Raw genomic sequence first — 2,142 nt, forward strand, 5'->3', positions numbered from 1 at the left:
CCCGCACCCAGCATGAGAGCGATTGCCAGATGAGTGCCGATTCGTTGCTTGAAACGGATCAACGACATCCTGATGTAATAACCGTGCACGTACCCTCCTTGGCTTTTGCAGAGCCCTCAACTTCAACTCGACGGAACTCCCCGTAAAAGAAGTTGCTCTCCTTCTTTCAGCTCACCTATTCCAGCCATGTATGGACTGCAGGCGCAGAAGGTCAGGCTTTCGTCCTCTTGGTACACCAGGATCTCGCCCATCCTGCTGTCGAACAGCTCCCGGCATGCATGAACAAGGGCTGGAAAATCCCCAAGATCCGCTTTGGGTCGCCCCCTTGGGAAACTCAGTGCGAACGCTTCTCCGTGATAACTGCATATGATTGGGATGCCTTGCGGCTGTTCGACGAAAAATGGATGCCACTGCTGCTCCCCTTCTGCGACATCAGAGTCACCATTCCACCGGAAGTAGGACCAGACTGACTTCTGTACGAAGTTTTCCAGATGCGACATATCAGGCATTCGATGACCGAACCCAAAAGCGAACCGTGGCGTTTTGATGTCTGGGATACGCTCGGAAAGAAGCTTCCACTGCACATTCAAGGGGAGGAGCGATCTACTCACCCCGCGAGGACCAATTCCGTGTGCCAGTGCGTGCGCTCGCGACAGAACCGAACCCAAAGCCGTGTATGCCCAGTTCTCATGCAGACGGAATGTACGAAGACGCTTGCCAATCTCGGTGCAGGAGAGATCGAATACTCTGTTGATGATGTAGGCAGAACACACGCTCGGAACCGATTTCTCCAGTACGGGTTCAATGATCTCAGCCTCCTGAACGCGCCAATTTCGAGTCAGCTCGTCCAGATGGATCACACTCACACCCCGAACATCCCCGAGCACGGCTGCGACGACGTCTTCCGGATCGGAGTGGATAACAATGGTTGGAATCTTCATGCCGCGCTCTCCAGCATTTCCCCTGGCACTCTTTGGCTGTACCCGGCCCTGATCTCCTCCTGAATTTCATCCACGACCGCCATCAGCTGCAACGAGGCGGGTGACTCCAGTACGAATAGCGTCGATACCTTCCGTTCGATGAAGAATCCGCCTGCTACGTGCATCAGTCGTCGCTTCATTCTCCTCCCGGCTTCCTCTCCAATCCCAGCACCGATACCAACCAACCTCCCGAGAAGCTGGTGGATGGCGTAGTAAACAAAAACCGCGTGAGCCAGTGAATGGTTCGGAATGAAGTTACCTGACCATGGTGAAACCGGGCGAACTCTGATTGCACCTGACATGAACTTCCCATGCACCTCTTCATAGGCGGAGAGGTACGAGTGGACAGACTCATGCAGAATTGCCTCTGCGCAGATATCCACGGTCATTTCCGGCCTGTGGACATTGAGGATTCGGATACAACCTGCATGAATCGGTCGATACTCGGATCCAAGATTCAGAGGTGAAGCCTGATCACCCGACTCGATCGACTTCCTCACGAGCACACGCCTTGTGAATGTTCGAATCAGGAGACCCAGATGTGGAGTGGCTTCGTCCACAAGCCTTATGGCCGCTTCCAGCTTCTCCTGGATTACGGCAAGCTCTTCCGATGAGATGCTCAGGAATGGATTGCAGAACGTTCCGCTCTCTGGCTCGTTTCGACGTGCCAGCCCACTATCCACGTCCAGAGCGATCACACCGCCCACCTTTGCGCGCTCGACCTTCTCAAATCCGGATTCATGCCGCCTGATCACCCACTCCCCAAGAGGGCTTTCGACTCCTATCCCTTGGTGAAATTTGCCCATTTCTTCATGGATGGGAGCAACTAGACACTCCGCCATTGCGGCGAGATGAAGCGCTTCGATGGTCGTGACAGGCCTTCCATCTGTATCTTCATGGGAGATTCCATCTGGATCATCCATGAATCCGGAAACCCACGGGGAGCCAAGCAATCTTCTTCTCGCCGCGGGATCCAGCTGCTTGAATGTTCTTTCAAAGCTCTCAACACGCTCTTGATTCTCAAGCCGCTCATCTCTGAATTTTGAAAGAGCCTCACCCAAACGACGCGGAGTTATTTCAAACCATGCATCCAGCAGCACCGAGCAAACGTCAACCGTTTTGCATGGATCTTCAATTGCTCTCCTGAGATCCTCTATGGAAG

2 protein-coding genes are annotated in these 2,142 nt (G+C 53.7%); both read right to left on the reverse strand.

Annotation, left to right across the window (positions count from 1 at the left end; translation table 11 throughout):
* Positions 1 to 122 precede the first annotated feature (122 nt).
* Positions 123 to 941 carry a hypothetical protein gene (locus tag AB0E19_RS38510; protein ID WP_049435997.1) on the reverse strand — a complete coding sequence of 273 codons (819 nt, stop codon included), beginning with the start codon at positions 939 to 941 and terminating at the stop codon, positions 123 to 125.
* Positions 938 to 2,142, reverse strand: a 1,205-nt coding sequence (locus AB0E19_RS38515; protein WP_362189855.1) for a hypothetical protein, incomplete at its 5' end; no start/stop codon positions are given. The genes AB0E19_RS38515 and AB0E19_RS38510, both read right to left, overlap by 4 nt.

The organism is Streptomyces sp. NPDC047974, from assembly GCF_040653375.1.
Classification (GTDB): domain Bacteria; phylum Actinomycetota; class Actinomycetes; order Streptomycetales; family Streptomycetaceae; genus Streptomyces.